20 protein-coding genes are annotated in these 25488 nt (G+C 70.1%); 11 read left to right on the top strand and 9 right to left on the bottom strand.

Features of this window, described 5'->3' with window-relative positions:
* Positions 1-50 precede the first annotated feature (50 nt).
* Together ACYVKL_RS00345 and ACYVKL_RS00340 are read left to right on the top strand one after the other, a co-directional pair.
* Complete coding sequence (locus ACYVKL_RS00345; RefSeq protein ID WP_213555070.1) at positions 51-458, top strand: nuclear transport factor 2 family protein; 408 nt, start codon at positions 51-53, stop codon at positions 456-458.
* Positions 459-462: 4 nt separating this feature from the next.
* Positions 463-873 (top strand): YchJ family protein, encoded by a 411-nt coding sequence (locus tag ACYVKL_RS00340; protein WP_357200667.1) that lies wholly within the window; start codon positions 463-465, stop codon positions 871-873.
* Between the two features lie 143 nt (positions 874-1016).
* Here ACYVKL_RS00340 and ACYVKL_RS00335 read toward each other — a convergent pair whose 3' ends face one another.
* On the bottom strand, positions 1017-3368 hold the full coding sequence (locus tag ACYVKL_RS00335) for an arylsulfatase (RefSeq protein ID WP_379170011.1): 2352 nt from the start codon (positions 3366-3368) through the stop codon (positions 1017-1019).
* Positions 3369-3583: 215 nt separating this feature from the next.
* Positions 3584-4255 carry a TetR/AcrR family transcriptional regulator gene (locus ACYVKL_RS00330; protein ID WP_379170009.1) on the bottom strand — a complete coding sequence of 224 codons (672 nt, stop codon included), beginning with the start codon at positions 4253-4255 and terminating at the stop codon, positions 3584-3586.
* Between the two features lie 128 nt (positions 4256-4383).
* On the opposite strand from ACYVKL_RS00330, the gene ACYVKL_RS00325 reads away from it, so the two are divergent.
* On the top strand, positions 4384-5877 hold the full coding sequence (locus ACYVKL_RS00325; protein WP_379170007.1) for an MFS transporter: 1494 nt from the start codon (positions 4384-4386) through the stop codon (positions 5875-5877).
* Here the strand turns inward: ACYVKL_RS00325 and ACYVKL_RS00320 are convergent.
* Entirely contained in the window at positions 5874-6710 is an 837-nt protein-coding gene (locus ACYVKL_RS00320; protein WP_379170005.1) for a hypothetical protein, read from the bottom strand. The genes ACYVKL_RS00325 and ACYVKL_RS00320 overlap by 4 nt on opposite strands.
* Positions 6711-6825: 115 nt before the next feature.
* Here ACYVKL_RS00320 and ACYVKL_RS00315 point away from each other — a divergent pair, with 115 nt between their 5' ends.
* Positions 6826-7722 (top strand): SDR family NAD(P)-dependent oxidoreductase, encoded by an 897-nt coding sequence (locus ACYVKL_RS00315; RefSeq protein WP_379170004.1) that lies wholly within the window; start codon positions 6826-6828, stop codon positions 7720-7722.
* Here ACYVKL_RS00315 and ACYVKL_RS00310 read toward each other — a convergent pair.
* Positions 7711-8688 carry a zinc-binding dehydrogenase gene (locus tag ACYVKL_RS00310; protein ID WP_379170002.1) on the bottom strand — a complete coding sequence of 326 codons (978 nt, stop codon included), beginning with the start codon at positions 8686-8688 and terminating at the stop codon, positions 7711-7713. The two genes, ACYVKL_RS00315 and ACYVKL_RS00310, sit on opposite strands and share 12 nt — an antisense overlap.
* Positions 8689-8856: 168 nt before the next feature.
* Here ACYVKL_RS00310 and ACYVKL_RS00305 point away from each other — a divergent pair, with 168 nt between their 5' ends.
* The 4 genes from ACYVKL_RS00305 to ACYVKL_RS00290 all read left to right on the top strand — a co-directional run bounded on the left by ACYVKL_RS00305 (position 8857) and on the right by ACYVKL_RS00290 (position 11192).
* The gene (locus ACYVKL_RS00305) at positions 8857-9081 is read left to right on the top strand and encodes a hypothetical protein (protein WP_213555077.1); all 225 of its coding nucleotides are present in this window, start codon (positions 8857-8859) and stop codon (positions 9079-9081) included.
* A 61-nt stretch (positions 9082-9142) separates the two neighbouring features.
* Positions 9143-9775, top strand: a complete 633-nt coding sequence (locus tag ACYVKL_RS00300; RefSeq protein ID WP_379170000.1) for an urease accessory protein UreF — start codon at positions 9143-9145, stop codon at positions 9773-9775.
* Positions 9776-9844: 69 nt separating this feature from the next.
* On the top strand, positions 9845-10552 hold the full coding sequence (ureG, locus tag ACYVKL_RS00295) for an urease accessory protein UreG (RefSeq protein ID WP_379169998.1): 708 nt from the start codon (positions 9845-9847) through the stop codon (positions 10550-10552).
* Complete coding sequence (locus ACYVKL_RS00290) at positions 10542-11192, top strand: urease accessory protein UreD (RefSeq protein ID WP_379170642.1); 651 nt, start codon at positions 10542-10544, stop codon at positions 11190-11192. Before ureG ends, ACYVKL_RS00290 begins: the two co-directional genes overlap by 11 nt.
* Positions 11193-11308: 116 nt before the next feature.
* On the opposite strand, the gene ACYVKL_RS00285 is transcribed toward ACYVKL_RS00290, so the two are convergent.
* The 5 genes from ACYVKL_RS00285 to ACYVKL_RS00265 form a co-directional block, all read right to left on the bottom strand.
* On the bottom strand, positions 11309-12088 hold the full coding sequence (locus tag ACYVKL_RS00285; RefSeq protein ID WP_379169996.1) for a hypothetical protein: 780 nt from the start codon (positions 12086-12088) through the stop codon (positions 11309-11311).
* A gap of 197 nt (positions 12089-12285) precedes the next feature.
* The gene (locus tag ACYVKL_RS00280) at positions 12286-13293 is read right to left on the bottom strand and encodes a hypothetical protein (RefSeq protein ID WP_379169994.1); all 1008 of its coding nucleotides are present in this window, start codon (positions 13291-13293) and stop codon (positions 12286-12288) included.
* A 125-nt stretch (positions 13294-13418) separates the two neighbouring features.
* Positions 13419-14870, bottom strand: a complete 1452-nt coding sequence (locus tag ACYVKL_RS00275) for an NAD(P)/FAD-dependent oxidoreductase (RefSeq protein WP_379169993.1) — start codon at positions 14868-14870, stop codon at positions 13419-13421.
* Positions 14871-15087: 217 nt separating this feature from the next.
* The gene (locus ACYVKL_RS00270; protein WP_246597619.1) at positions 15088-15966 is read right to left on the bottom strand and encodes a class A beta-lactamase-related serine hydrolase; all 879 of its coding nucleotides are present in this window, start codon (positions 15964-15966) and stop codon (positions 15088-15090) included.
* A 142-nt stretch (positions 15967-16108) separates the two neighbouring features.
* Entirely contained in the window at positions 16109-16315 is a 207-nt protein-coding gene (locus ACYVKL_RS00265) for a hypothetical protein (RefSeq protein WP_213555082.1), read from the bottom strand.
* A 178-nt stretch (positions 16316-16493) separates the two neighbouring features.
* Between ACYVKL_RS00265 and recC the strand changes: the two genes are divergently transcribed.
* Genes recC through recD form a run of 3 tightly spaced genes read left to right on the top strand, consistent with a single transcriptional unit; the run spans position 16494 to position 25349 of the window.
* The gene (gene recC, locus ACYVKL_RS00260; RefSeq protein WP_379169990.1) at positions 16494-19814 is read left to right on the top strand and encodes an exodeoxyribonuclease V subunit gamma; all 3321 of its coding nucleotides are present in this window, start codon (positions 16494-16496) and stop codon (positions 19812-19814) included.
* 49 nt (positions 19815-19863) lie between these two features.
* Positions 19864-23466, top strand: a complete 3603-nt coding sequence (locus tag ACYVKL_RS00255; RefSeq protein ID WP_379169988.1) for a UvrD-helicase domain-containing protein — start codon at positions 19864-19866, stop codon at positions 23464-23466.
* Positions 23463-25349, top strand: coding sequence for an exodeoxyribonuclease V subunit alpha (gene recD, locus ACYVKL_RS00250; protein WP_379169986.1), 1887 nt, complete (start codon positions 23463-23465; stop codon positions 25347-25349). Before ACYVKL_RS00255 ends, recD begins: the two co-directional genes overlap by 4 nt.
* Positions 25350-25488 lie beyond the last annotated feature (139 nt).

Genomic DNA, 25488 nt, shown 5'->3' with positions numbered 1-25488 from the left:
ACTATACCTTGGTACCAGTCAGACGGTATCAATGAGACTATGGAGTGACAATGCGCGACTACGCCATCGACCTGTTCGACCGCTGGACCCAGCTGTGGAACGGCGACTACGCCCTGGCCGACGAGATCATGGCCCCCGCGTTCACGCTGCGCTACGCCCAGCCGGGCGCGGCCGCGTACGACAGCATCCGGGACCGCGCGGCCTTCGTCGACGCCATCGACACCTTCCGCAAGGAACGCCCGGGCCTGGTCTTCTCGACCCAGGGCACCCCGGTCGTCGAAATGGATGACACCCGAACCGGAATCATCGCCCGCCCCTACGGTGCTCAGGTCATCGATTCGGCCGGGACCGTCGTGCGCGACATCAGCGGCACCGACATCCTGCGCGCCGAGAACGGGCAGATCGTCGAGGTGTGGTCGGTGTCCGGCGGACTCGAAGGACGCAGCTTCTACGCTTAGGCCCATGTCCAAGCGCCGCGAAAACCGTCCCGCGCCCGAAGGCTGCCCGTGCGGGCTGCCCGCCGCCTACGCCGACTGCTGCGGGCGGCTGCACCGCGGAGAGCTGATGGCCACCACCGCCGAACAATTGATGCGGTCGCGCTTCAGCGCCTTCGCGGTGCGGGACGAGGCGTACCTGCTGCGCAGCTGGGATCCCGAAACCCGGCCCGCCGAGGTCGATTTCGATCCGGCCATGCGCTGGGATCGGCTCGAGATCCTCGGCGCGACGGGCGGGGGACCGTTCCACACGGAGGGGACGGTGGAATTCCGGGCGCACTACCGCGTGCACGGGGCGGCGGGAGAACTGCACGAGAACAGTCGTTTTCGCCGTGATCAGGGGGCGTGGGTGTACCTCGACGGTGACATCGAGCGCTGACCGAGCGTCGAACGCCTTACCGCCCCTGCGCATTCGCGCACCACGCGAGTGTGCACGACCGGCAATCGTGCACTGCATGCCAGAACGGCCGCACGCGGGCCGGTGATCAGCGGAATTGCCGACCACCGCCCCGGACACTCGGCTCAATCGCGCGAGAACGCCGCAGCCGCCGCCATTTCCAGATCCATGTACGGTTTCCCGCTCACGTCCTCGATGACCTGGTGCATGGTCCCGCCGGTGAACGGGAACGGTGACCGGTACCGCGCCGACACGGACTGACCGGTGTCTCGGCCGATCCGGACACCCTCCCCGACACCGGAGAACACGGTCGGCTGGATCCGCATGTCATCGAGGGAACCCACCGGGTTCTCGTCGATGTAGAGGACGGCCTCACCCGTGGGCGTGTAGTGGTCGGGCCGGGTGCCGTGCCGTTCGTACCGCACCCCGAGGATGTGATCGCCGACCGGTACCCGGCAGTCGGAGACGATGGCCTGCTCTTCCTCGCCGAGGAAGTTGTAGACGTAGCAGAGGTGACCGTCCTGGACGAACAGGGCGTGCCCGCCTAGCCGCCCGCCGTGGGCGAAGAGCACGCCCTCGGCGTCCGGGCCGGCGATCGTAGTCTCGGCCAGCAGCGCGAACGAGCGGCCCAGGATCTCGAGTGCCGCGCCCGGTCCGACTTCCGCGCTGTCCGGGTAGTAGACGGCACGGTCCAGGCCTCTGGCGTACGTCGGCCGATAGCGCACCAGCGCGGAGACGATGTCGAGATCATTGAGCGGCATCCCGTTGTATTTCTCGGCCTCGGAGAACCACAGCGCCTTCATCTCCTCCAGCTTCTCGGGATGCGCCTCTGCCAGGTCGTGCATCTGGCTGCGGTCCTGATCGATATGGAACAGCTCCCAGCGGTCCTGGTCGAAGTGTCCCCAGCCGGACGGACAGGCCGCGTGCACGGTGTCGGCGAACCAGCCGCGATGCCAGATGCCGCGGGTGCCCAGCATCGAATAGAACTGGGTGTGCTTGCCGACATCGGCGTCGGCGTCGTCGAACAGGGCCCGGAAGCTGACCCCTTCCAAGGGTCGCTGCTTCACGTTCTTCACCGTGTCCGGCGGCGTGATGCCCAGCAGGTCGTAGACGGTGGGGGTGACGTCGCAGACGTTGAGGTACTGGTGGCGGATCTCGCCGCGGGCCGGGATGCCCGCCGGCCACGACATCACGCAGGGATCGGCGATGCCGCCTTCGTGCGACGCGTACCGCTTGTACAGCTTGTAGGGGGTGTTGAAGGCCATCGCCCACCCGATGCTGTAGTGGTTGTAGGTGGTCGGCAGACCCAGCTGGTCGAGCTTGGCCAGGCTGTCCTCGATGGTGTCGATGTAGCCGTTGAAGAACTTCATCTCGTTGACCGAACCGTTCGGGCCGCCCTCGCCGCTGGCGCCGTTGTCGGAGAAGGCCACGATGATGGTGTTGTCCAGCTGGCCGGTCTCCTCGAGGTAGTCCAGCACCCGGCCGATCTGGGCGTCGGTGTAGGACAGGAATCCCGCGAACACCTCCGCCTGGCGGGCGAAGAGCCGTTTCTCGTTCTCCGACAGCGAATCCCAGGCCCGCACCGTGTCCTGCGCCGGCCACGGCTTGCCGTCGGCGCTGGTGACGTCGCTGTACGGGTTCATGGGCGACAGCTCGGTGTTCTCCGGTATCAGACCCATGCGCTTCTGGTTGTCGAGCACGATCTCGCGGTACTTCTCGTAGCCCATGTCGAACTTGCCGCGGTATTTGTCGGCCCACTCCTGGGCGACATGGTGGGGAGCGTGTCCGCATCCCGGGCAGAGGTACATGAACCACGGTTTGTCGGGGGCGATGACCTTGGCGTCGCGAATGAACTCGATCGATTTGTCGGCCAGATCCTTCGACAGGTGATACCCGTCCTCCGGCGAATACGGCTGCGCGATCGGGTGATTGTCGTATACGAGGTTCGGATACCACTGGTCGGCCTCGCCGCCCAGGAAACCGTAGAACCGTTCGAATCCGCGCCCCAGCGGCCAATGCCGCTTCGACGCCGCGAGATTCTCCTCTTCCAGGGGCGTCATATGCCATTTGCCGACGGCGTAGGTGTTCCACCCGCGTTCGCCCAGCACCTCGGAGCACAACGCGGTGTCGGCGGGTATGCGCCCCGACAGGCTGGGGAATCCGTCACTGAATTCCTCGATGGTCGCCATGCCGACCGACGACGCGTTGCGCCCGGTCAGCAGTGAGGCGCGGGTGGGTGAACACAGTGCGGTGGTGTGGAATTGCGTGAACTGCACGCCACTGTCGGCGATCCGTTTCATGTTCGGCATGTCGACCAGGCCGCCGTAGCAGTCCCAGGTGGCGATGCCGATGTCGTCCCACACCAGATACAGCACGTTGGGTGTGCCCGGCGGGGCGGTCGGTTCCGCGTACGGTCCCCAGTCGGCGACCGAATCACGAATATCGAGCGCGATATGTCCTTCGAACTTCCTGGCCATCATTCACCTCGGGATAAGGAGAATCGTTGGAAGTGATACCGGGCTCCGGCGTTACCGCCGGAGTTCATCGACGCGTCGGTGACCAAGCGGTTCCTGGACTCGGCGTCCGGAACCCGCGCGAATCACCGGCCCTTCGCACCCCTGAAAGAGTACCGACCGGAATGGATTCGCGGCGGCGGTTGAACGAGCCCGATACCGAACGGTTTTCGGGCGGATCAGTGCGCGGCGGCGCGGGCCTCGAAGCCGTCGCAGAGCGCGGTGAGGCCGGTGTCGAGCAGATGTTCCGGATCCAGCAGGGCGGTGTCGCCCGTTCCGATGAGACCGGCCAGTGGGGATGGGGTGGGCCAGCGCGGGTCACCGTCGAGCAGCGCGCTGAGCCCGGAGCGCTCGTCGGCGCTGCTGTCGCGGTCCTGCAGCAGACGGGCGCTGACCTGCTGCAAAGCGACCCCGGCGATGTAACTCCACACCGACAGTGACATGCGGGTGGCCTCGCGGGCGTCGACGCCGAGTTCGGCGAAGCCCTCGACCAGCCAGCTCAGCACGATCAGACTGTGTTCGCCGAAGTTGTAGCGTGGCACCGCGAAGGTGAACAGCACCCAGGGATGCTCCTGGTAGAGCCGCCAATCCACCTCGGCGGCGATGCGCACCCGATCCCGCCAGGTCCAGCCCTGGCCCTCGGCCGGGGGGTAGAGATTGCGGCGCGAGACCTCGTCGGTCATGGCCGCGAGCAGGGTGTCCTTGTTGGGGATGTGCCGGTAGAGCGACATGGCCCCGGCGTTCATCCGTTCGGCGATGCGGCGCATGGACAGGGCGTCGAGTCCGGATTCGTCGGCGAGGGCGATGGCGGTGTCGACGATGGCGGCCCGGGTGAGCTTGGCCTCGGTCATCGGACGAATTGTTCCCTTCCGGCGCGGGGTGTGCGTACACTGTACTCGCGCTCGTGCGTACGTTGTACGCGCGGGCGCCTTCCATGACCAGGGCCGCGTGTGGCCCAGAGCAGCCCGAAGGATAGGACATGACGAGTACCCTCGCGCGCCCCGCCGCGAAGACGCAGCGCCGCGCCTGGGCCGGCCTGGCCGTACTGCTGCTGCCGGTATTGCTGGTGTCGATGGACATGTCCGTGCTCTACCTGGCCATGCCCACCCTGACCCAGAGCCTGGATCCCTCCGCCACGCAACAACTCTGGATCCTCGACATCTACGGCTTCATGATCGCCGGACTGCTCATCACCATGGGCAACCTGGGCGACCGCATCGGCCGGCGCAATATCCTGCTGGCCGGAGCCACCGTCTTCGGAATCGCCTCGGCGCTGGCCGCTTTCGCGCCGAGCGCGGGCGTGCTGATCGCGGCCCGGGCGCTCATGGGCCTCGGCGGCGCGACCCTGCTGCCCTCCTCGCTGGCGCTGATCTCCACCCTCTTCCCCGAGGACCGGGCGCGCGCCACCGCCATCGGCGTGTGGACCGCGTTCTTCGCGGGCGGGTCGGCGGTCGGTCCGATCATCGGCGGCGTTCTGCTGCACCACTTCTGGTGGGGCTCGGTCTTCCTCATCAACGCACCGGTATTGCTGGTGCTGCTGGCCTTCGGCCCGCTGCTGCTACCCGAACACCGCGCCGCGGTGCTCGGCCGCCTCGACTGGGTGAGCGTGCTGCTGTCGATCGGCGGCATCCTGCCGATCGTGTACGCCGTCAAACACCTGGCGGCCGAGGGCTTCGACCTGCCGGCGGTGGGCTTCGGCATCGTCGGCGCCCTGCTGCTGACCGCGTTCGTCCGCCGCCAGCGCCACCTCGACGACCCCCTGCTCGATCTGAGCCTGTTCCGCCGCGGACTGTTCTCGGTGGCCATCGGCTCCAGCACGGTCGGCATGCTCGCCCTGGCCGGGATGAGCTACCTGACCAGCGTGTACCTGCAATCGGTGACCGGCCGCGACCCGCTGCAATCGGCGCTGCTCGGGATTCCCGGCGCGGTCGTGGTGTTCGTGTTCTCCATGAGCGGCGCGCGGATCGGCCGCGTCTTCGGCACCAAGACCACCTTCGTGCTCGCGCTGGTCATGGCCGCCCTGGGCAATCTGATGCTGCTCGGAGTCGGCGTGCACGGCGGAATCGGCTGGTATGTGGCCGGTTCCGTGGTGGCGGGCGCGGGCTTCGGCATCGCCTTCACCCTGGTGTCGGAGGTGGCGGTGTCCTCGGTGCCGCCCGAACGCGCCGGGTCGGCGGTCGGCATCTCCGAGACCAGTTTCGAACTGGGCAACGGCTTGGGCCTGGCCCTGCTGGGTTCGCTGGCGGCGTTGGTGTTCCGCTCCGGCGGCGATTTCGGGTCCACCCTGGGTGAGACCATCGCCCACGCCGGCGACGACACCGCTCTGATCGAGTCGGCCCGGGAGTCCTTCGTGACCGGCATGCACGTGGCCACCACCGCCGGCGCGGTCCTGCTGGCCACGATGGCGGCGATCGCGTTCTTCGCCAAGTCGGGGTCGCCTGCGAAAGATGCCGCGGCGAAGGTCGGAAACTAGCCGAACAGGGTGGTCCACACCTCGCTGATCCGGGTGCGCCAGGGCAGGATCACGCGCTGATACACCCGACGGACCGGATCGGCGAGGGCGTGCCAGGCGCGGGCGATGGCTGCGGCCAGCGGGCGCAGGACCGTTCGATGCAGCCAGCGGCAGGGCGCCACGACTGTGACGGCGACGACGGTCGTGGCCACTCGCCAGCCGAAGACGACGATCGCGACGATCACGACGAGCAGCGGTCGCAAGATCCAGCGCCACACCTGCTTCGCGGGCCAGATGATCAGCCAGGTCACCAGCGGTTCGATGACGGCGGTCAGCAGCCAGCGGCCGCCGGGCCGCAGCGCGTACCGCCACAACGCCGAGACCGGAACCGCGACGAGCCATTTCCAGGTCGTCGTGATCGTCCAGACGATCGCCTCGGCAATGGGTTTCACGATGTTGCGGAACACCCAGGGGATTCCGGGTTTCAATACCCGCCGCCACAGCCATTCCTCGATGGCGCGCTGGATCGGGCGCAGAAAGTAGGCCAGCAGGAATGCCCCGATCGGGGTGAGCACCATGCCGAACAGCAGCTGCTGGATCAACAGGTGCCAGAGATAGTTGCGCACGAAATTACGCAGTGGCCGGAAGACCCAGTCCCGGAACAAGATTGCCAGCGGTTTCGCGAGATGCTCGGTGAACAGCCGGAAGGCCGCCGCGATGAGGCGCGGTATCCGTTTGAGGCCCTCCCACAGCAGTCGCGGCGGCACGAACACCACCAGCACCACCGCGCGGGCGCACCAGCCCCAGAACGTGACCGGTTCCGGCGTCGGCCGCTCCGGCGCTCGAGTCGTCATCATTGGTTCCTTCCCCCGGATATCGTCCTTATCCTGGTGCAGGAATCCGCATCGCGGCCAGGGTATTTCCACTCATTCGCGATCACATACCGGTCCGGCGGTTAGGCTCGGAAACGTGGCTGAGCACGACGCCCCGAACCAGCCGGCCGGACCGAACGGCCGACCGTTGGCCGAACGCGTGGCGACCAGAATCTTCTATCCGACCTCCCGGCCGCGCGAGAAGGCCCTGCGCGAGGCCGTGTCGGGCACGGTGATCCTGGTGACCGGGGCCTCGCACGGCATCGGCAAGGCGGCGGCCCGGAAGCTGGCCGCCGCGGGCGCGACGGTCCTGCTGGTCGCGCGGTCGGTCGAGGACCTCGACGAGGTGGCCGCCGAGATCACCGCCGCGGGCGGGGTGGCGCACGTCTACCAGTCCGACATCACCGAATTCGACGCGGTCGAGGAGCTGGGGCGGCGCGTGCTGGCCGAGCACGGCCGGGTGGATGTGGTGATCAACAACGCGGGCCGCTCGATTCGCCGCCCGATCGACGAATCCTATGACCGCTTCCACGATTTCACCCGCACCATCGACGTCAACTACCTCGGCCCGGTCCGGCTGCTGCTGACCCTGCTGCCCGGCATGCGTGAACGCGGCCGCGGGCACATCGTCAACATCTCCACCTGGGGCGTGCGGATGCCGCCCGCGCCGCGCTGGTCGGCCTACGGTGCGTCCAAGGGCGCCTTCGACATCTGGTTGCGCACCGTGGCGACGGAGATCGCCGCCGACGGCGTCACCACCACCTCCATCTACATGCCGCTGGTGCACACCCGGATGAGCGCACCCACCGACTTCTCCGGCATTCCCGGCCTGACCGCCGACGAGGCCGCCAACCTGGTCTGCCACGCCGTGGTCACCAGGCCCATCGAGATCTCGCCCTGGTGGACCGGCGCGGTACAGGCCTGGACCGATCTGCGGCGCGGAGCCGCGCAACGGTTCATGGAACGCAGCGCCGGCCGCCGGTCAGGGGAGTAGCACCACCTTGCCGGTGGTCGCGCGGGACTCCAGGGCGTGATGCGCGGCCGCGGCTGCGGCGAGCGGGAACGACTGGACCGCCGGGCGCAACCGGCCCGCCGCGGCCTCGGCCAGCGCGCGAGTCTCCAAGGCGCGCAAGCCACCCGCGCGAGCCGGCATGGGCGGTCCGAGCACGAACTGCGAGGTGATGCCGCGTTCGGCGAGCGCCGGCTCGTCGAACGCGACCTGGCCGCCGGACCAGCCGAACACCAGCCGCACGCTACCCTTGCCGAGCAGATCGACCGCGGCGCGGGCGATCTCGCCGCCGACGCCGTCGAACAGCAGCGTGGCGGGCCGCTCACCGAACCGGGCGCGGACGGCCTCGGTCCAGGCCGGGTCGAGGTAGTCCAGAGCGAGGTCCGCGCCGTTCTCGAAGACCTGGTCCGCCTTGGCCTTACCGCCCGCGAGCCCGATGACGGTCGCGCCCGCCGCGGCCAGATACTGCACCAGCAGCGTGCCGATCCCGCCCGCGGCCGCCGGAACGATCGCCACGGTGTCGGAATCGACTTCGGCGAACCCGAGAATCCCCAATGCCGTGCGCCCGGTGCCGATCATGGCGACCGCCGTCCCCGGATCGAGGCCGTCCGGAATCGCGTGCAGCCGTTCGGCTTCGGTCACCACCAGCTCGGCGTATCCGCCCGGCGCCTGCCCGAGGTGCGCGACGACCGCGCGCCCGAGCCAGCTCTCGTCGACACCGGGCCCGACCCGATCGACGGTCCCGGCGACCTCGCGCCCGGGGATCGTGGGGAGCTCGGGCAGCGGCATCGGGCCACCCGCGATGCCCGCGCGGATCGAGGTGTCGATCAGGTGCACACCGGCCGCGCGCACGGCGATGCGCACCTGCCCGGGCGCGGGCTCGGGGTCCGCGACGGTCTCGTGCCGCAGGTTCTCGGCGGGCCCGAACTCGTGAAGGCGGATGGCGTGCACGGCGACTCCTCTATATCGATGGCGATCTGCCCGGTCAGCCTGCAACCTGAACTTTCCTCGAGGTCAAATCATTCATTTTGAAACAAACGCCATTCACACCTCTGGATCGTGGGTTAGTCTCGGCTTCGATCACATCCTGTGAGGATGCTGTGTGAGAAAGGGATACTGATGAAAAGCGTTGCCCTGAAAGCCTTTGCCGTCGCCGCCATCGCCTCCGGCATCGGCGCCGCCCCGGCCATGGCCGCCCCGGTGGAGCTGGTGCCCGCCGGCGCCGACACCAGCGTGACCCCGGTCGCCGGCCTGGTCCCGATGACCGGCTCGGCCGGCCTGACCAACTCGATCACCTGTGCGCTGAAGACCATCTCGGCGTCGGCGCCCTGCCTGCTCACCTAGTCGCGACCGCCACGCCGGGTGCCGCTTAGGATCGAGCCATGCGACACCCGGACGTGCGGCGATGAGCCTGGCCACCCTGCTGACCCTCGCCGACTCCCGGCTGCCGATCGGCGGGCACGTGCACTCGGGCGGCGTCGAGGAGGCGATCTCCTCGGGTCTGCTGCGCGACGTGCCCAGCGTCGAACTGTTCCTGCGCCGGCGCATCCGGACCTCGGGTCTGGTCGCGGCCTCACTGGCCGCGGCGGTGTGCGCGGGCACCCTCGACCCGGCGCGCGCGGAACTCGAGGCCGATGCGCGCACCCCGTCACCGGCGGCCCGCACCGCCTCCCGCGCCCAGGGGCGCGGCCTGCTGCGGCTGGCGAAACAGGTGTGGCCGCACGCCGATTGGAGTGCCCTGGGTACTCGCCCCCATCTCTCCACCGTGTTCGGTCTGGTCGGCTCGGTCTGCGCGGCCACGCCCGCCGACATCGCCGCCGTCACCGTCTACACCACCATGACCGGCGCGGCGACCGCCGCTCAACGTTTGCTGGCGCTGGATCCCGCCGCCGTGGCCGCGTGCACCATCCGCCTCGCCCCGCTCTGCGACGCCACCGCGCGCTCGGCCGCCGAATCCCTTGCCGCGCTCTCCGACCCGCTCCAGGACGTGCTCGCCGAACGGCACCCGCGCCGCGATATGCCGTTGTTCGCGTCGTAGTAGCCGGTCACGGCCCAGGTAACACCCGGTTTACGTGACTGGGCAAGGATGGGGGTGAAAGGAGCCGACATGCCACCTCACCTCATCGACGGGGAACCGCACGATCACAGCCACGACCGGCCCAAGCGAGCGCGGACGGCGGGCGAGCCGCTGCGCATCGGGATCGGCGGTCCGGTCGGATCGGGCAAGACCGCGCTGACCGCGGCCCTGTGCCGGCAGCTGCGCGACGAGTTGTCGCTGGCCGTGCTGACCAACGACATCTACACCACCGAGGACGCCGACTTCCTGCGCCGTAACGCGGTACTGCCGGATGAGCGAATCACCGCGGTGCAGACCGGCGGCTGCCCGCACACCGCCATTCGCGACGACATCACCGCGAACCTCGATGCCATCGACGATCTGATCGAGGCGAATCCGCCGCTGGATCTGATCCTGGTCGAGTCCGGTGGCGACAACCTGACCGCCACCTTCTCCTCCGGCCTGATCGACGCCCAGATCTTCGTGGTGGACGTGGCCGGCGGCGACAAGGTGCCGCGCAAGGGCGGCCCGGGCGTCACCTGGTCGGATCTGCTGGTGATCAACAAGACCGACCTGGCCCCGATGGTCGGCGCGGATCTGTCGGTCATGGAACGGGATTCGACGACCGTGCGCGAGGGCCGGCCGTTCGTGTTCACCTCCCTCACCCAGGACCCGGCCGCCACGCCGGTGCTGACCTGGGTGCGCGAACAGCTGCGGCTGGCCGCCGAACAGGATGCGGGCGTTGCCCATTCGCACTGAGCTCCGCATCACCGCGACCGCCCGGACGCTTCCGCACGTGCACGCGGTGGGCGGCCTGGCGGCGCGGCACACGGGCCCGGACACGGTGCACCTGATCGGTACCGCGGCGACGCCGCTGGGCGGGGACGTGCTCGATATCGTCGTCTCGGTGGGAGCGGGTGCGCGGCTGGCGGTGCGGTCGGTGGCCGCCACCATCGCGCTGCCGGGCCGCGAGACGCGGAAGTCGTTGGCGCACTGGCGCTTCGAGGTGGCCGCGGGCGGGGAGCTGGATGTCGATCCGGAGCCCACCGTCGTCGCGGGCGGCGCCGAGCACGAGTCGATCACCACGGTGTGCCTGGAAGCGGGTGCGCGCCTGCGGCTTCGGGAACGGGTGCAGATCGGCCGCACCGGCGAGGATCACGGCCACTGGACCGGGGAGATGATCGCGGATGTCGGCGCGATCCCACTGCTGCGGCACCGGCTCGAACTCGGGTCCGAGGCGATCACCGATGACGCGCTGTCGGGTCCGCGCGCGCTGGAGAGCGTGCTCACCTACCCCGACGACCGTCCGGCGGAAACCTCCGGCCTGGATCAGGCACTGCTGCCATTGGCCGCGGGGGGCACGTTGTTCACCCGCACTGCCCGCCTGCTGATGGTCTGAGCCGTAATGGCTTTCGCTGACCCAGTCGTGGCCCGCGGCGGGTCGCGGTGGGAACCGAAACTTGCCGCCGGTTCCCGCCGCACATCAATCCGGTCGAACGGCCTCGACGGCGAGGATCAGTCGCCGACGACGCGGGGCGGTGCGTTGAATCCGTTGAACGCGCCGACCGCGGCGCCGACCGCAGCACCTGCGACGGCAGCCGGTATGGCGACTACGGCCGCGCCCGCGGCAGCGCCGAGGACGGGACCGGCCACCAGGCCGACCGGAAACAGCGGGGCGCCGACGACCAGGCCCGTCACCGCGCCGACGGCGGCGGAACTGAGCTCGATCGGGATGGCCACGGCCGCTCCGGCGACAGCGCCCATGGCGGCGGTGCCGATGGTCTGCCCGGCGATCCGGTCGGAGCGGCTGCGCTCCATGCCGACCGAGTCGAGGAAGGTGGCGAGATTCGCCTCGACCTGCGCGGCATTGTCATTGATCTGGATCGCCTGTTCGTTGTCGATCCAGTCGGGCGCCGGGACGGTCACGTCGCCGAACCGGAACATGCCCGGCGGCGGCGCGATCGGCGGCACCGCCGGCACCGGGACCGGCGCGTGCAGCACGCCCACGGGGGCCAGGTAGCTCTTGTCCGGGGCCTGGCGCGACCACTGGATGGAGCTCTTGGTGTCGCTCGGAATGTGCATGCCCTCATAGGGATTCACATTCGGGGCGTCCGCGGCGGGCCACTGGGCGCGGGGCGCGTCGTCGCGCTGCGCCACCGGCGCGATCTCGGACGGGGCGGCATTGGCGGCGCCGGATCCGACGATCGCCAGGACTAGCGGGACGGCTCCGGCCGCGACCACGTTTCCGACCTTGTTCCGGTGCGGGTTGAGCGCTCGGTGCTTACCTGCGGCCATGCAAAACCTTTCTGATCAAGGTTGAAGCATCGGAAAACATCGACCGACATTCGAGCCCACCGACCACCTGGATTGGTGAGGAACCGGACGACCGAAAAACCTTGTCGTAACCGAAAATTAGCCGTCCGGTGGGGGATTCGGGCAAAAGAAGAGGCCGGAATCCGGGGTGACGGATTCCGGCCTCGGTGGCTCGGCGCTCACTCCTGAGCGGCGGCCTCCTCGGTGATCGTCGTGTCCACCGTGGTGGAGTCGTCGATGCCGGTCGCCCGGTCCGTCGGCGCGCCTGGAGTGGCCGGAGCCAGGTACCCGTTGACCGCGCCGACGGCCCCGCCGACCACGGCGCCGACCGTCGCGGCGGGCACCGCGATCAGGCTCACGGCCGCGGTCGCGCCCGCGACCGGACCGAAGACCCAGCCCGCCGGCGCGAACGGTGTGGCCGCGATCGCGCCGATGACCCCGCCCATGGCGGCGCCGGCGACCTCGAGCGGGGCGGCCACGCCCATGCCGACCACCGCGCCCACGGCGGCGGAGCCGACGGTCTGGGCGGCCATGTGGTCCGACCGGCTAGGTTCGAAGCCGGCCGAGTCGTAGGTGCGGGCCAGGTCGGCCTCGGCGCCCGCGGCGAGCGCGTTCACCTGGGCGGCCTGGTCCGGGGAGAGCCAGACCGGGATGTCGACCTGGACGTCGCCGAAGCGCAGCTTGCCCTCGGGCGCGGCGATCGGCGCGACCTCGGGGGCGGCCATCGGGTCGGGCTGGCGCAGCTTGCCCTGATCGACCGGGGCCAGCGGCGCGTTGGGGATGTCCCGCACGCCGGTGACGGAGTTGCGGCCGACCCGCACGGGCATGACCTCGGCCGCGGGCTCGACCAGATCGGCCGGGGCGACCTCGGCCGCGGTGCCGGCCAGGTAGGCGTGCGCGCCCTCGGCCATGGCCTGCGGGACCGGCACGGTGAGCTTGCCGAACGGAGTGTCCACCACCACGCCGGTCTGGGCGTCGGTGCCGCCCGGCAGCGTGGCCGCGGGTTGGTTGTCGACTACGGCCGGCTGTGAATCGTCGGACGAGACCGGTTCCGCCGCACTGGTTCCGGCGGCGGCGAGGGCCGCGACGAGCGGCAGCGCACCCGCGACCGCCAGTGTCCCCAGACGCCGTCGCCGCGGCACCGTGTTCGATTCACGAACCGTATCGACCGGTTGGCGTTTGCCCATGAATGACCTTCTCTTTCCGAAATATCGACGGATGTCGAACATTCGGACCCGGCTGTGTGCCGGATTGGTCTGGACACGCCGCCCGGTCAGTCCCGCCATCGTGGCGGGGCGGGCGCGGCCGTCAGTCAGCCCGCGCGCTGTCCTGTCGTTTTGCTCGCTTCGGAATTCGCCACGGATTTGCCATTGTCCGAGACGTATTCGGTGGCGCCGATCTGCTTGGCGAGTTCGAGCGCCTCGGCGGGATCGTCGAGCGCTTCCAGGGCCAGGCGCGCGAACACCCACTGCTCGGTGGCCGCCATCTGGCCGCGGTGGCGGCCCAGGAAGGAAACGAACCATTCCAGTACCGTGACGAAGCGGCTGCGGAAGCCGACCAGGTACCACAGGTGCAGACCCAGCCAGGCCAGCCACGCGAAGAAGCCGCTGAACTCCAGCTTGCCCACCTGGCACACCGCGCTGAAGCGCGAGACGGTGGCCATCGAGCCCTTGTCGAAGTACTTGAAGGGCTTGCGGTCCTCGACCTTCTGCTTGCCCTCGTTCTCGGCCTTGATGGCCTTGGCGGCGTAGGTGCCGCCCTGGATCGCGCCCTGGGCCTGCCCGGGCACGCCCGGCACCGACATCAGGTCGCCGACCACGAAGACGTTCGGGTAGCCCTTGATGGTGAGGTCGGGCTCGACGATGACACGTCCGGCCCGGTCCACCTCGGTGCCCTTGGACTTGTCGGCCAGGATCTTGCCCAGTCCGCTGGCCTGCACGCCCGCCGACCAGACCTTGCAGGCCGATTCGATGCGGCGTTCGGAGCCGTCCTTGTCCTTGACGGTGACGCCGCGCGCGTCGACATTGGTGACGATGGCGTTGAGCTGGATCTCGACGCCCATCTTCTCCAGCCGCTTGTGCGCCTTGGCGCCGAGCTTGGGGCCCATCGGGGCGAGCACGGCGCCCGCGCCCTCGACGAGGATGACGCGCGCGTCGCGGGTGTCGATATTGCGGAACGTGCCGTCCAGGGTGCGGTCGGCGAGTTCGGCGATCTGCCCGGCCAATTCGACGCCGGTGGGGCCGGCGCCGACCACGACGAAGGTCATGAACCGGTCGCGGGTCTCCTGGTCGGCGGCCAGTTCGGCCTCCTCGAAGGAGCCGAGGATGCGCGCCCGCAGTTCGAGGGCGTCGTCAATGGTCTTCATGCCGGGGGCGTAGGTGGCGAAGTGGTCGTTGCCGAAGTACGACTGCTGTGCGCCCGCCGCGACGATCAGGCTGTCGAACGGGGTGACGTAGTCCCGGTTGAGCAGCCGCGAGGTGACCGAGCCGCCCTCGAGGTCGATGTCGGTGACCTCGCCCATGATCACCTGCGTGTTCTGCTGCTTGCGCAGCACGATGCGGGTGGCGGGGGCGATCTCGCCGACCGACAGGATGCCGGTCGCGACCTGGTACAGCAGCGGCTGGAACAGGTGCGTGGACGTCTTGGAGATGAGGGTGATGTCGACATCGGCCTTGCGCAGGTGCTTGCAGGCGAACAGTCCACCGAAACCGGAACCGATCACCACCACCCGATGGCGCTGTGCGACGGAATTCTCGGCGTTCATCTAGTTCCTGCTCCTCGCCAGACGGTGAAACTACGACAACTCACGCACAACGGTAATGCAGTGTGAGTAGCGCAGCCCAATCAGGACCGACCGAAAACAGACCTTCCAGACAGCTGCCTCGAAAATACAATATGGGCGGTCGTTCAGTCAGGATTGGCGCGAGGAGCGCGGCGGGCGGCTGTCGCGGCCCGCCGCCGCACACTTTCCCGGTCCGGGATCAGCGTCCCTGGAACAGCAATTGCGCTACGTGCGTAGTGGTTTCGGAGCCGTCGGCGTATCCGCCCTGCATGCCCTGCTCGGTCATGATCGCGAGGGTGTAGCGCTCACCCGGGCCGGCGAAACCGACCGAGTTGACCACCCAGCCGCCCTGCTCGTCGGACCAGCCGTTCTTCAGACCCGGGTTCATCGCCGCGCCCGCGCCCCACACGCCCCAGTGCTGGTTGGTGTCGACGTGACGCATCCGGTCGAGCAGGTAGGCGCGGTCGTCGGGGTGCATGCGGGTGAGGATGTTGTCCATCAGCCGATCCAGGTCGGCGGGGGAGCACTGCTGGAAGCCCCAGTCCGGAAAGATCTTGAGCTGCTCGATGGAGGTGGTCGGCGGCAGCGGGGTCAGGCCGACCATGCCGTTGGCGCGGAAGGCGTTGTTGAACGACATGCGGTCGAACCCGGCGAACTTGTTCCACAGGATGTCGGCGGCATTGTCGTTGGAGGTTGCCAGCATCGACTCCATGAGTGCGCGGTCGTCGGGGCCGAGCACGATGGCGCCGACCCGGGCGCGGTTCAGCAGATCCTCCGCGATTGCCAGCTTGATGGTGGAGGCGGTCCAGAAGTTGGTGTCCGCGTTGGCATTCCGGTAAATGCCGCCGGTGACGCGGTCGCGCATCACATAGCCGGTGACGCCGGGGCGCAGGGCGAGGTAATTGTCGACCGCGGCGATGCGCGCGCTCATGTCGGCGTCGAATCCCGCGATCGGGCCCTGGGTGTGCACCGGGATCGCGCCGGCGACGGGAATGAGGGCGGGGGCGGCCGGAATCAGGGCAGCGGCCGCGAGGACACAAGCGGAGGAGGCCACGCGCCGGGCCTGGGAGGAACGCACGAGGGATCACAATAGAGGGGACAATGCCCGATTCGCACGTCTTGCAGGTGTTCGGGTTGTCTGTTATCGAATCGACACTGTCGCACGGATTTTCACGCGCTCCCAAATGTCCGCTGCGGGCGTTCTCGGAGGATTGTCCCGATCAGTGGAAAGCGGCGCGTAGCTCTTCGATGCCGCGGCCGTTCAAGCGATAGCAGTGCTCGAAAGCCTCGGTATGGCGATCCCGCGGCCACGAGCGCAACACCACGCCGCGTCCGTAATGGCGGGAGTTGACCAGTTCCCAGCGGTCTCCCACCCGCCGCACCGTGAACCCGGTTCGGGGGACCAGGGGAATCACCGACGCAGACATGTACGCGGACCAGCCTTTCAGCGAGAAATGAGAACCACCCCGAAAGGCACTGTCGCATACCACACTCGAAATTCGCAGTGACGCGCCCTAGCAAATACCTGGCGTGTGGCAGGTGTCACCCGGCGAGCCGCGGCGCTCGGTGTTTGCATGTCGTTCGCCAACTGTATAAACACAGCTCGTGCACATTCACCGGGCCGAACGAGCGGATACCCTCGCCGACGCGCTCGCCGGGCTGCTCAGCGCACCGCTCGGCGATCCGTTCACCCCGGAAGTGGTGGCCGTTCCGGCCAAGGGGATCGAACGCTGGCTGAACCAGCGGCTGTCCACGGTGCTCGGCAGCGGCGCGGGCACCGACGGCATCTCGGCCAATATCGACTTCGCGGATCCGGCGGCGCTGGTGTCCACCGTGCTCGCCGAGGCGACGGGCGTGGACCCCGAGCGGGACCCGTGGTCTCCGGAGCGACTGGTCTGGACGCTGCTCCCGGTGCTCGACGAGGTCTTGGCCGAACCATGGGCCGCGGTGCTGGCGCGCCATCTCGGGAACGGAGACGCGGGCGGGTACCGGGTGGGTCGGCGCTACGCGACCGCGGCCCGGATCGCGGCGCTGTTCGACAGCTATGCCGCCCAGCGCCCGGCCATGATCCTCGACTGGTCCGGCGGGCGCGACACCGATGGCGCGGGGCACGAGCTGCCGTCCGATCTGGTGTGGCAGGCGATGCTGTGGCGGCGGGTGCGCGGCGTGGTCGGGGTGCCGGGTCCCGCCGAACGGCTCGCATCGGCGTGCGCGCGGCTGCGGAGCGACCCGTCGATCGTGTCTGTGCCGGAACGGATCTCGCTGTTCGGGGTGACGCGGCTGACCACCGATCAGCTGGAGGTGCTCTCGGCGCTGTCGGCCGGACGGCAGGTGCACCTGTGGCTGGTGCATCCCAGCCCGGCTCTCTGGACCAAACTGGCCGACGCCGAGGTGATCCCGAATTCCGGTGTGCGCGTGCGGCATCCGCTGCTCGCGGCGCTCGGCCGGGACGTGCGCGAGTTGCAGGAGCGGCTGGCCGGATACGACCACATCGACACCTATCACCCGGGGCCCGAGTCCACGGGGCCGCGCACGCTGCTCTCCGAGCTGCAGTCCGCGGTGCGTCAGGACCGGTGGTCGCTGATGCCCGACCCGAGCCTGGCCGACGGGACCGTCACCGTGCACTCCTGCCACGGCCCCGCGCGGCAGGTGGAGGTGCTGCGCGATGCGCTGCTGAGCGTCTTCGCCGCCGATCCGACGCTGGAACCCCGCGACGTCATCGTGCTCTGCCCCGATGTCGAGAGCTACGCCCCCTTGGTGCGGGCGGCGTTCGGGCAGTGGTCCCTCGACGGGGCCGAGCCCGGCCATCCGGCGCACGGGCTGCGGGTGCGGCTGGCCGATCGTGCGCAGCGGGCCGTCAATCCGGTGCTCGACGTGGTGGGCACGCTGCTCGAGCTGGCCGACGGCCGCGTCACCGTGACCGAGGCGCTGGATCTGTGTGCGGCCGAACCGGTTCGGGTGCGCTGCGGCTTCGACGACGACGATATCGAGCGGCTGCGGGAATGGGCCGCCGAGACCGGTGCGCGGTGGGGGATCGGGCAGCGGCAGCGGCAGGCGTTCGGGCTCGGGGACTTCCCGCAGAACACGCTCAATGCCGCCGTGGACCGGATCCTGCTCGGGGTGGCGGCCGGCGAATCCAGTGAGGACTGGCTGGATCTGGTGCTGCCGCTCGACGACGTCGACAGCAACGACATCGATCTGGGCGGGCGGTTCGCCGAATTCGTGGACCGGCTCGCGGTGTGCCTGCGCGACCTGCGCGGCTCCACCCTCGACGAACCGGCGGGCAGCGCACGGCCCGCGGCGGAATGGTCCGCGGTGCTGGGGCGGGCCCTGGACCTGCTCACCGAGGTGCCCGCGAGCAACGGCTGGATGGCGGTGCAGGCGCGCCGGGAGCTGGCGACCGCGCTCGAACCCGCCGGCGCGATTCCCTTGCGGCTCAGCGATATCGGCGCGCTGTTGAACGCCCGGCTGGCCGGGCGGCCCTCACGCGCCAACTTCCGGACCGGGGAGCTGACCGTGTGCACCATGGTGCCGATGCGGTCGGTGCCGCATCGGGTGGTGGTGCTGCTGGGGCTCGACGACGAGGTGTTCCCGCGCGCCGGCGGCGTGGACGGTGACGACGCGCTGGCCCGGCATCGCTGCCCCGGGGATCGGGATCCGCGCAGCGAGGATCGGCAGCTGCTGCTCGACGCCATCATGTCGGCAGGGGAGCGACTCGTGTTGCTGCACACCGGATCCGATCCGGTGTCGGGTGCGCATCGCCCGCCCGCGATTCCGCTGGCCGAACTCCTCGACACCGTGCGCGCGCATATCGGCGCGGACGCGATGGACCGGGTCCTGACGCGGCATCCGTTGCAGCCCTTCGATCGCCGCAATTTCCGGCCCGAGAACCCGTTCAGCTTCGACACCGTCGCGCTGGCGGGCGCGCAGGCCGCCGGGCGTGCACCGCACCCGCGCCCGCTGTTCCTGCCCACCCCGTTGGCCGCACGCGAGCCCGGCGATGTCGAGCTGTCGGATCTGGTGGCCTTCGCCGAACATCCGGTGCGGGCATTCCTGTGGCAGCGCTTGGGAATCCGGGTGCCCGAGGACGAGGAGGAGATCGCCGACCGCCTCCCCATCGAGCTCGACGGCCTGACCAAATGGAACATGGGCGAGCGGATGCTCTCGGCCCGGCTCACCGGTGTGGACCCGAACGTGCTGCGCGCCGCGGAGTGGCGGCGCGGCACCCTGCCGCCGTTCGGGATGGGCGCCGCGGTCCTCGACGAAGTCGAGGGCACCGTCGACCAGCTGGTGCGGGTGGCGCGGCCGCTGCACGAGATCCCCGCGCGCACCATCGATATCGCCGTCGACCTCGGTGACGGCCGCCGCCTGACCGGCACGGTCCCCGACGTCCACGACGACGCGCTGCTGCGCACCACCTTCTCCCGGCTGGCCCCGAAACATCGGATGGCGGCGTGGATCCGGTTGCTGGCGCTGGCCGCCACCGGCACCCACCAGTCGTGGCGCGCGATCACCATCGGCCGTGGCAAACACCACCGCCCCGCCTGGCAGTCCACGCTCACCGCGCCGCCCGCTCCGCTGGCCCGCGGTCTGCTGCGTGATCTCGCGCTGCTGCGCGACGAGGGCCTGACCGAGCCGCTGCCCATCGCCCCGTCGGCCTCGGCGACCTACGCCGAGCGCCGCCTGGCGGGCGCGACTCCTGGCGACGCCCTGCACGCCGCCGGCCAGGACTTCGACGACCGTTTCGGCGAACACACCGACCGCTACTTCCGCCACATCTTGGGTCGCACGCCGCGCTTCGACCAGCTCACCGAGGCCGCGGCCCCCGCCCCGCCCGGTATCGATTCCGAACCGACCCGTTTCGGTGAACTGGCGCGCCGTCTCTGGAATCCCCTGCTCACCAACGAGAATCAGGGCCAGCCATGACCACCCCGAGGAGCACCACCCCGCCCGTGACCGCCCCCGGGAGCCCCGCATGACCGACGACCTGTTCTCCCTCACCGACCCCGACCTGGCCCCGCGCCCCGCGCCGCGCACGCGACGCCGGGCGGACGGGACCGTCGGTGAACCCCGCCGTGATCAGATATCGCCCGAGATTGCCGCCGACTTGTTCGACACACCCGTCGAATCACCGGTGGACTCCGACCAGATCATTCGTACCGAGGCTGCGGGCGAAGGGCTGTGGGATGCGCCGCGGGCCGACCCGCCCACTGAGGCCGGCCGGGTGGGTCGGTCCGAATCGGTCGAGGCGTCGGCGGATGCGGGGAATCGGTTCGAGTTGACCGGGCCGCTGCCGACCGGGACGACCGTGCTCGAGGCGAGCGCGGGGACCGGGAAGACGTACGCCATCGTGGGGTTGGCGGTGCGGTTCGTCGCCGAGCTGGGGGTGGATATCTCGGAGCTGCTGCTGGTGACGTTCAGCCGGGCGGCGACGCAGGAGTTGCGGGAGCGGACGCGGGATCGGTTCGTGGGGGTGGCGGCCGCGCTGGCCGAACCCGAGCGAGCGCTGGCGTCCGGGGACGAGCTGATCCGGCATCTGGCGCAAGGGAATCCGGGGGAGATCGCGACGCGGCGGGAGCGGCTGCTGACGGCGCTGTCGGACTTCGACGCGGGGACCATCGCGACGACGCACAGCTTCTGTCAGCGGATGCTGGACGAACTGGGATTGTCGGGGGAGCAGGACCCGGGGGTGCGGCTGGTCGAGGGGGTCGCCGACGTGGTGTCCACGGTCGCCGACGATCTGTATCTGAGCCGGTACGCGCGGAGCGGGTCGGTGTTCGGGCCCGCGGACGCGCAGCGGCTGGCCGCGGCGGCGGTGGGGGATCCGCACGCGTTGTTGCTGCCCGAGGCCGAGGGCGAGGATGATCCGGCGGCCGAGCGGGTGGCGTTCGCGTCGGCGGTGCGGGTGGAAACGGCTCGGCGGAAACGGCTTTCGGGGCTGCGCGACTTCGACGACCTGCTGGTGCTGCTGCACGAGGTGCTGGCCGATCCCGAGCACGGGCCGCGCGCGTGTCAGCGCATCCGGGACCGGTATCGGGTGGCGCTGGTCGACGAGTTCCAGGACACCGATCCGCTGCAGTGGGACATCCTGCGCCGCGCCTTCCACGGGCACGCCACCCTGGTGCTGGTCGGGGACCCGAAGCAGGCCATCTACGCGTTCCGCGGCGCGGAGGTGCTGAGCTACCTGGATGCCGTGGCGCACGCGGACAGCAAGCGTGAGCTCACCACGAATCGGCGCAGCGACGCGGGACTGCTGAGCGCGCTGGAACACGTGCACGGCGGTGCGGCGTTGGGGCACAAGGAGATCACCGTGCACCGGGTGGCGGCGACCCGGCCGTTCTCGCGGCTCTCCGGCGCGCCGGAACGGGTGACGCCGCTGCGGTTGCGGTGCCTGCCGCGTAGTGGCGCGGGGCCGCTGAACAAGTCGGGGTATCCGACCGTGGGCCGGCAGCGGGAACGGGTAGCGATGGATGTCGCCGCCGATATCGTCGGGCTGCTGGGGTCCGGGGTGCTGATCGACGCCGGGACCGCCGGCGAAAGGCCCGTCGGGCCGGGCGATATCGCGGTGCTGGTGCGCAATCGCTCGCAGTTGGAGATGGTGCGCGGCGAGCTGGAGGCCGCCGGGGTCGCCTCGGTCCTGGCCGGCGGCGCGAGCGTATTCGGGACACCGGCCGCGACGGAATGGCTGTGGGTGCTGCGCGCCGTCGAGCAGCCGCACCGTGGTGACCGGGTGCGGTTGGCTGCCGGGACGGCGCTGCTCGGGCTGAGCGCGCAGGAGATCGACGGTGGGGGACCGGATCTGGTGGGCCGGCTCAGCGCCGAACTGCGCGACGCGGCCCGGCTGTTCGCGCGCGCGGGCTTCGCCGCGGTCGCCGAGAAGCTCAGTGCCGAAACCCGATTGGCGCCGCGTCTGCTGGCCCTCGAGGGCGGCGAACGGCAGCTCACCGACCTGCGGCAGATCGCGCAACTGCTCGACGACGCCGCCCTGCGCGAAGGTTTGGGCCTGTCCGCGCTGACTCGCTGGCTGGCAGACCGGGTGCGCGATCCGGCGTCCGGCAGTGTCGCCGATCGCAGCCGTCGCCTGGATCGGGACGCGGCGGCCGTGCAGGTCGCCACCGTGCATGCCAGCAAGGGCCTCGAATTCCCGGTCGTATACCTGCCTTTCGCGTGGGACGCGGCCAAACTGCGCAATCCGCCTACCCTGCTGTTCCACGACGAGCAGGGCCGCCGCGTGCTGGACGTCGGCGGCTCCGAGGCGCCCGGCTACAGCTCCCGCCGCCTGCGCGCCGAAACCGAGGAGCAGGCCGAGGAACTGCGGCTGCTCTATGTGGCGTTGACCCGCGCGGGCGCGCAGGTCGTGGCCTGGTGGGCGCCCTCCTATGACACCCAGACCGCGCCGCTGCACCGCATGCTGCTCGGCCGGGAGCCGGGCAGCCCCGCCGTGGCGGACAAGGTGCCGGTGCCCGCGGATTCGGTGGTGCTGGAACGGATTCGGGAGTGGGCGTCCACCGCCGAGCCGGGCGTCATCGCGGTCGAACCGGTGCACGAATTCACCCGTGCCCGGCTGCCCCACGACGACACCGCCACCGCCGCCGAGCCGCTGGCCGCCGCCCGCTTCGACCGCGCCCTGGACCAGGCATGGCGGCGCACCTCCTATTCGGCGCTGACCGCGGGCGCCCACGACGCGCTGCCCGCCGCCGACCTGCCCGAAGGCGGCGGCGTCGCCGACGAACCGGCCGATCCGGCCGTGCTCGCCGACGACCTCGACGCGTTCGCGGGAGCCGCACCGTCGCTGATGAATTCGCTGCCCTACGGCGCGGAGTTCGGCACGCTCGTGCACGAGGTGCTCGAGTACGTCGACACCGACGCACCCGACCTGGCCGCCGAGATCCGGGCCCGCTGCCTGCACGCGGTGGGGGAGCAGATGTTCGACGCCGACCCGGACGTGCTGGCGGGGGCGCTGCTGGCGGTCATGCACACACCCATCGGCGACGGGACGCTCGCCGGATTCTCGACGCGGGACCGATTGAGCGAACTGGACTTCGAACTGCCGCTGGCCGGAGGCGACCACCCGGTCGCCGCCCGCGTGACCGTCCCGCGCATCGCGGACTTGCTGCGCCGCCACCTGCCCGCCGACGACATTTTCGCTCCGTACGCCGATCAGCTCGCCCACCTCGACGACACTCCGTTGCGCGGCTACCTGACCGGCAGCATCGACGCGGTACTGCGCACGGCCGGACCGCGATTCCTGGTCGTCGACTACAAGACCAACCGGCTCGGCGTCGGCGACCTCACCGTGGCGCACTACACCCGCGAACGCATGGCCGCGGAGATGATGCGCTCCCACTATCCGTTGCAGGCCATCCTGTATTCGGTCGCCCTGCACCGCTATCTGCGGTGGCGGCTGCCCGGCTACGACCCCGCCGAACACCTGGGCGGCATCCGCTACCTGTTCGTCCGCGGCATGATCGGCCCCGAAACCCCGGACGGCTGTGGCGTTTTCGACTGGTATCCGCCCGCCGGACTGGTCGTGGACCTGTCGGCCCTGCTCGCCGGGGATCTGGAGGTGCGTCGATGACCTCGATCCAAGTGGCGCAGCGCGGAACCGGGCTGTTGCAGGTGTTCAATACGGCCGGGGTCCTCTCCGCCGCGGATGTCCATGTGGCGCTGCGGCTGGCGCGGCTCGGTGGGGAGCGGTCGGAGGCGGCCGTTTTCGCGACCGCGCTGGCGGTGCGTGCGGTGCGGTCCGGGTCGGTGTGCCTGGAAGTGCGGCGCATGCACGAGATCGGCGTGGACGCCGAGGGGACCGAGGAGTCGGCCATCGATCCGGCGACCTTGCCGTGGCCCGAGGTGGAATCGGTGATCGCGGCGCTGCGGGTGAGTCCGCTGGTGACCGGCAGTCCGGCGGGGCCGCTGCGGCCGTTGCGACTGATCGACCCGCCCGGTGATTCGGGGCCCTTGCTCTACCTGGACCGGTATTACCGGCAGGAGGAGACGATCCGTCGCGTGCTCACCGAGCGTGCCGCCTCGCATCCGATGGTGGACGCGGAACTGGTGCGCCGCGAACTGGATCGGCTGTTCCCCGACCACAGTGGGCCCGGTGAACCGCCGGACCGGCAGCGGTTGGCGGCCGCGCTGGCCACCACCCAGTGGACGACCGTCGTCGCCGGCGGGCCCGGAACCGGCAAGACGCACACCATCGCTCGCGTGCTGGCACTGCTGGTGGCGCATCAGCAAGCCGTGCCGGGCGCATCGGCGCTGCGGATCGCGCTGGCCGCCCCGACCGGCAAGGCCGCCGCGCGCATGCAGGAGGCGGTGCGCGAGCAGGCCGGTGAGATCGGGCTGCCCGTACTGACCGCCGCCACCCTGCACCGGCTGCTGGGCTGGCAGCGCGGCGGTGCGGGACGGTTCAAGCACAACGAATTCAACCGGCTGCCCTACGACGTGATCGTGGTGGACGAGACGTCCATGGTGTCGCTGACCATGATGAGCCGCCTGCTGCCCGCCGTGCGGCCCGACGCGCGGCTGGTGCTCGTCGGCGACCCCGACCAGCTGGCGTCGGTCGACGCGGGCGCGGTGCTCGCCGATCTGGTGGCGGGACCCGTTCCGGGACAGGCGAATCCGGTGCTGGACCGGATCCTCGGCGGCGAGTTGCAGGGCACGGCCGCGCATCCGGACGCGCTGTCGGGCCGGGAACGGGAACGGCTGCGCGGCGGCATCGTCCGGCTGACCCGGGGTCGTCGCTTCGGTGGGCGGATCGCCGAACTGGCGGTCGCGATTCGCGCGGGTGACGCCGACGGCGCGCTGGCGTTGCTCGCCGACGGCGGCGACGAACTGTCGCTGCACGCGCCCGACGACATCGCGGGCGTGCGGGCCGATGTGCTGCGCGCTGCCCGCGAGGCCACCGATGCCGCCACGGCGGGTGAGGCCGGCGCCGCGCTCACCGCCCTCGAATCGCATCGGCTGCTGTGTGCGCACCGCCAGGGCCCCTACGGCGTCGAGCGCTGGGACCGGCTGGCCGCGGGCTGGGTGATCGGGGCCGGGATCAGCGCTGATCCCGGTGCCGGACACTGGTATCCGGGCCAACCGCTGCTGGTCACCGCCAACGACCACGAGGCGCGCATCTACAACGGCGACACCGGTGTCATCGTCCGCGCCCCGGACGGCACCCTGCGGGCGGCGTTGCAGCGCGGCACCGAACCGTATCTGGTGCACCCCACCCAGTTCCCGGGCGTGACGACGGTCTACGCCATGACGATCCACCGCAGTCAGGGCAGCCAGTACGACACCGTGTCGACGGTCCTGCCCGGCCCCGAATCGACGCTGCTCACCCGAGAGCTGCTGTACACGGCCGTGACCCGCGCGCGCCGCCACGTGCGGATCCTCGGCACCGAGGAGTCCATCCGCTCCGGTATCGCCCGGCGGGTGCTGCGCGCCAGCGGCCTGCGCAACCGGGAGTGACGTCCGGATCGGGACACGCCTGTGGGGGTGCAGAGTTTCGTGGACCGTGCGGGCGGCGGGCGCTGCGGCGTAGCGTGAACGGGGTGCAATAGCCGTGTAGCCGTACGCTTTCGGCGTTCGGCGTCCGAACCAGGGGAGG

It is taken from the genome of Nocardia tengchongensis (genome assembly GCF_054781395.1).
Note: the sequence above shows the minus strand (reverse complement) of the source record. Positions and strands in the feature narration are given on the sequence as shown.

Coding starts and splice junctions, on each gene's coding strand:
- ACYVKL_RS00280 (WP_379169994.1), bottom strand. CDS start 13,293: ATGGGCAAACGCCAACCGGTCGATACGGTTCGTGAATCGAACACGGTG.
- ACYVKL_RS00300 (WP_379170000.1), top strand. CDS start 9,143: ATGAGCCTGGCCACCCTGCTGACCCTCGCCGACTCCCGGCTGCCGATC.
- ACYVKL_RS00345 (WP_213555070.1), top strand. CDS start 51: ATGCGCGACTACGCCATCGACCTGTTCGACCGCTGGACCCAGCTGTGG.
- ACYVKL_RS00305 (WP_213555077.1), top strand. CDS start 8,857: ATGAAAAGCGTTGCCCTGAAAGCCTTTGCCGTCGCCGCCATCGCCTCC.
- ACYVKL_RS00340 (WP_357200667.1), top strand. CDS start 463: ATGTCCAAGCGCCGCGAAAACCGTCCCGCGCCCGAAGGCTGCCCGTGC.
- ACYVKL_RS00335 (WP_379170011.1), bottom strand. CDS start 3,368: ATGGCCAGGAAGTTCGAAGGACATATCGCGCTCGATATTCGTGATTCG.
- ACYVKL_RS00330 (WP_379170009.1), bottom strand. CDS start 4,255: ATGACCGAGGCCAAGCTCACCCGGGCCGCCATCGTCGACACCGCCATC.
- recD (WP_379169986.1), top strand. CDS start 23,463: ATGACCTCGATCCAAGTGGCGCAGCGCGGAACCGGGCTGTTGCAGGTG.
- ACYVKL_RS00265 (WP_213555082.1), bottom strand. CDS start 16,315: ATGTCTGCGTCGGTGATTCCCCTGGTCCCCCGAACCGGGTTCACGGTG.
- ACYVKL_RS00285 (WP_379169996.1), bottom strand. CDS start 12,088: ATGGCCGCAGGTAAGCACCGAGCGCTCAACCCGCACCGGAACAAGGTC.
- ACYVKL_RS00275 (WP_379169993.1), bottom strand. CDS start 14,870: ATGAACGCCGAGAATTCCGTCGCACAGCGCCATCGGGTGGTGGTGATC.
- ACYVKL_RS00255 (WP_379169988.1), top strand. CDS start 19,864: ATGACCGACGACCTGTTCTCCCTCACCGACCCCGACCTGGCCCCGCGC.
- ACYVKL_RS00325 (WP_379170007.1), top strand. CDS start 4,384: ATGACGAGTACCCTCGCGCGCCCCGCCGCGAAGACGCAGCGCCGCGCC.
- ureG (WP_379169998.1), top strand. CDS start 9,845: ATGCCACCTCACCTCATCGACGGGGAACCGCACGATCACAGCCACGAC.
- ACYVKL_RS00320 (WP_379170005.1), bottom strand. CDS start 6,710: ATGACGACTCGAGCGCCGGAGCGGCCGACGCCGGAACCGGTCACGTTC.